Source organism: Jutongia huaianensis, from assembly GCF_014384985.1.
GTDB lineage: Bacteria > Bacillota > Clostridia > Lachnospirales > Lachnospiraceae > Jutongia > Jutongia huaianensis.
Genome location: NZ_JACRSX010000042.1, coordinates 1 through 3,900 on the forward strand (window position 1 = coordinate 1; position 3,900 = coordinate 3,900).

A 3,900-nucleotide genomic window follows, 5' to 3' on the forward strand; every position below is an offset into this window, starting at 1 on the left:
ACTTCATACCGATTGGTTAATATATTCTTTTGCCTTTTTACAATCTTATTTGGCTTCTCAAATAAATTATAATAATTCATATACACATATTCCGGTTCTGATTCTTGATACGGCTATTGAAATTATTCTTCCGATGTACCTCGCTTCATTTCCCGTTGTTTAAAATCCTCTTTCCCATCAAAATATAAAATATATTGGTCATCATTCTGTTCTTCACCACTAATAACGACTTTTACATAGGTATCCGTCCATGTTACCTTCCAGGAATCCTGATGAACACTGCAACCATCATTAAGAACATAAAACGGATACTTTGTAATTATTCCTGATTCGTCTCTCAAAACCAACCTGGCATGGGTAGAACCAAATGGCCACTCTGGATCTCCTATTTGCTGAAACAACAATTCATATTTTCCATGTCTCAGCAGCTTTCACAGAAAACGGTATTTTACTTTCAAAGATAGGAATTGCATCCCCATAATACTCCCTGATCAACTCCATAATATCCTTTGCATAGTTCGTTCTTGCGTTCAACATGGAGATTAAAATCCCTTCAAATTTGATTTCCGGATTCAAGTGTTTTTTCACACGGCAAATCGTTTTGATCAACTGCTCCAGTCCCTTTACCGGCAAATAAGCTGCCTGCACCGGAATCAAAACACTGTCCGATGCTGTTAGCGAATTGACCGTTATCATTCCTAAACTTGGCATTTGTAAGAAATAAGTGGCTGCAGGGATAATTTTTAAAGCTTCATTTCTTTTGGTTCCACAATTATCCATTCACCCTTTTTTCTTGATCCTTGCCGGTAAAGAATTCCTTTTTCCTGAAGAGTTTTCAAAATTCTTTGCACCTTCGAACGAGAATATTCTGTTTTTTCTACTATTATTTTTTGACTAATTCGAGAATCTTCCCTAATAAGCTCTAAAACCATTTTTTCATCTGATTTTAAAGCTTCATTTATTGATTCATTTTCAGCTTTATTTCGATGTGCTGTTCTTTCATCAATGCTATTTTTTAGTACAAGACGAACCGTATTGGCATAATCATTATACATCGGAGCTTCCAAATTACCTTCCGACATATCAATAAAAATCTTTTTAACACCTTCATTCAACTCTCGAGCCCAACCAAACTCCGTTAATACTCTTGAAATTTTAGGATTTCTTAAAAACGTGTTTCTCGAATGTTGTTAACTGTCACTACATCCGGAAGACATCCTGGACTTTCTATTTCTAAACGATCGTCATACATACTAATTTTGATAAAACAACCTGTCATTGAATAGTCACGATGTGCTACAGCATTAACAATTCCCTCAAGCCATGGAAATTCTGGATATTCCGGTGTCTCAATAAATTTACCCGTTTTAATATCCTGAGTTATAAACACACGAAGCTGATCAGAAATATAGTTTTTGGCTTCGTCAATAATGCGAAGAATAGGTAAATCAATGCTTTTATCCTTAATGATATTAAATTTGTCCCCTACCTGTAGTTCTCTTCCATCAATGCGCAAAAAGCGAACACGACAATTAGAATAAAACTGCATAATATTCTTAGCAAACAATAAAACTGCCGCATTAGTCAAATATTCCTTGTCTCCCTGTTGCCTTAAAAAGCCTCTGGCTCTAAGTACCTGACTTGTTTCTATGCTCTCTGCGCCAATTTTCTCTTTGTAAGAATTCAATAGGTCATCGTCTAAGTCTTCTAAAGTCGCATACGAATTAATTTCATCCTCGTAATGTCTGGAACCTTTTGCATATTCCAAATTTCTTAAATTTTCTCCCAGCATCTCCTTAGACTTGTCCCCAATTCGCAAATATGTCCGATCATTTGCTGTTCGTATTACCTGTCCTGTACTTGCTTCAATATGCAATAACTAATGCGATTGAAGGATTCAACCGGCAGCTGCGTAAAGTCACCAAAAGCAGGACTGTCTTTCCAAGCGATGACAGCCTCTTAAAAATGCTCTATCTGGCTACCATGGACATCACTAAAAAATGGACCGGACGCCGCAGGGACTGGTCCCAGATACGAGCCCAGCTGGAGATCTATTTTGAAGAACGGCTGGAAAAAGCAGAATTCTAGGAAAATCTATTTGACATGTGCATTTATACCTGTATAATGCAAATAAGAGCAGAGAACCAAAATCTGGTCTCTGCTCTTAATAACTATCAATAAAATCTTGTGTCAGTTTTTTGAGTTTACACAAAACTTGAAACGGTCTCATTTTGAAACAAGGTTCACGGATTCAGGTTTTTATCTTTTCGATTTCTCCTTCAATATTCTATATTGATACTCTGGTATTTTCTTGATACCACCATTTAAGATCTTATTTCCCAAATAACGGAAACTACCATCTTTATTAAATTTTACAGTTAGCTCATGAGTAATGACCGCCTCATTACATAACACCATTTCGCAAACCGCATCCACGGTAAGAGTAACTGTTCCATTGGAATTATGTTTAATCTTTGTTACTTCCGGGATAGAAGTTCCAAAAAAATTAGGAGCATAATTAAAACATCCCAATCGCATCCAATCATATGTCTTTTTCTTTTCATTATAACTTGCATACTTTTCAATATCTTCTCTGGAAACAGGTAAATATTCCATGATCAATTGCTCAAATTGATCTTTGGGTATTCCACTTGGATATTTTTTTCCATTAAATTTCTTTTTATATTTCATAGCATATAAATATTCATATAAACCATTATAATCTATCTTTTGCATATGTTCTTGATCCCAATTAGAACATAAAATATTATTGCCCTGATACGCTAAACCACGAACGCATTTTCTTGATAATTTCCGCTTATTATCACTCATTGGCTTAATCCTGATCAGACAGCTTCCATCTACCATTTCCGTCACTTCAGGATATTCCGGCACACACAATTCATAGCAAAACCATCCTTTTCTCGAATATCTCCATTTCTTTATCCTTGTGTAGGAAACAAATGTAATAATTGGCTTACCATTATCATCCCACGATGCATTTGAAGCCAATAGAAACATCTCCTTTCCGTCATAAATAAATTTATCTCTTCCAATGCTGCCCTCGGAATGAACTTCATAAATAACACCCGACCCTTTCTGTTTCTCCTGTGCTTTTGCAAGAAATGAAGAAAATCTTTTATAATTCTCCATATTAGAATAATCTTCAGAAACTGTAACAGAATAACCCTGTTGTTTTATCTTTTTAATCATTTTACATATCGATTTGTTATCTAAAACAACATTTAACGAATCTCCTTTATCCGCATTTCTATATATATGTTCAAGTCCCGACATTATCTGCATAGAATCTCTTGTAGCCTCTTCATTCTCTTGAGCGGATACCGGCAAGTCATACCCTTTTTCCAGATCTTCTTCCGATATAACATCTTGTTTTGTATTATTATTTGGGACACTTTTTAGCTTTTTCTCATGCTGACTTGATGTCTTTTTCACATCATTTGTCTTTTGACTGCACGAACAGCAAAAAACACAAAGAGTCATTACAAAAAGGATTAAATATAAAAATTTTCTCATAATTCTGCACACTCCTTCCTGTTTTCAATTTTTACCAAACCATTTATCCAAAACAGCCTTATCTTTTTTTACCACATAACCACTTCCTCCTATTCCCTTTACATCTTCAACCATACTGACAATAAGAATAGGTTTTTTGTTTTTCTTATCTGGTGTCATAACAGCAAACCACCCTAATTCAGTTCCTGTCGTATCACTCTGCGACTCTTTAATTTCAGCAGTTCCTGTTTTTCCTGCTAAAATCATTGGTGTTAGAATATAAATAGTACAAGTCAAAGTGAGAGCTTTTCATTCCGTCGATTAGTGATACAATAAAAGTATCGTACTGAAGGAGGAATTTATCATGGCAAAACATTTTGACAA

5 protein-coding genes and 2 pseudogenes are annotated in these 3,900 nt (G+C 35.1%); 1 reads left to right on the forward strand and 6 read right to left on the reverse strand.

Annotation, left to right across the window (positions count from 1 at the left end; all coding sequences use genetic code 11):
* Nucleotides 1-122 precede the first annotated feature (122 nt).
* From H8704_RS13895 to H8704_RS13910, 4 genes and pseudogenes are all read right to left on the reverse strand, one after another.
* Nucleotides 123-341: a hypothetical protein gene (locus tag H8704_RS13895; protein WP_118680056.1), complete on the reverse strand. Its 219-nt coding sequence runs from the start codon at nt 339-341 to the stop codon at nt 123-125.
* A gap of 79 nt (nt 342-420) precedes the next feature.
* A pseudogene (locus H8704_RS13900) lies at nt 421-711 on the reverse strand (ParA family protein); the annotation flags it as partial.
* 32 nt (nt 712-743) lie between these two features.
* The gene (locus H8704_RS13905) at nt 744-1,115 is read right to left on the reverse strand and encodes a helix-turn-helix transcriptional regulator (protein ID WP_330606037.1); all 372 of its coding nucleotides are present in this window, start codon (nt 1,113-1,115) and stop codon (nt 744-746) included.
* Between the two features lie 50 nt (nt 1,116-1,165).
* Nucleotides 1,166-1,768, reverse strand: a complete 603-nt coding sequence (locus H8704_RS13910; RefSeq protein WP_182439800.1) for an ATP-binding protein — start codon at nt 1,766-1,768, stop codon at nt 1,166-1,168.
* Nucleotides 1,769-1,833: 65 nt separating this feature from the next.
* Here H8704_RS13910 and H8704_RS13915 point away from each other — a divergent pair, with 65 nt between their 5' ends.
* Nucleotides 1,834-2,088, forward strand: coding sequence for a transposase (locus H8704_RS13915; protein WP_408611205.1), 255 nt, complete (start codon nt 1,834-1,836; stop codon nt 2,086-2,088).
* A 171-nt stretch (nt 2,089-2,259) separates the two neighbouring features.
* Here the strand turns inward: H8704_RS13915 and H8704_RS13920 are convergent, their stop codons facing one another.
* Nucleotides 2,260-3,537, reverse strand: a complete 1,278-nt coding sequence (locus H8704_RS13920) for a DUF6070 family protein (RefSeq protein WP_249298664.1) — start codon at nt 3,535-3,537, stop codon at nt 2,260-2,262.
* 24 nt (nt 3,538-3,561) lie between these two features.
* Nucleotides 3,562-3,783 (reverse strand): annotated as a pseudogene (locus H8704_RS13925) (penicillin-binding transpeptidase domain-containing protein); the annotation flags it as partial.
* Nucleotides 3,784-3,900 lie beyond the last annotated feature (117 nt).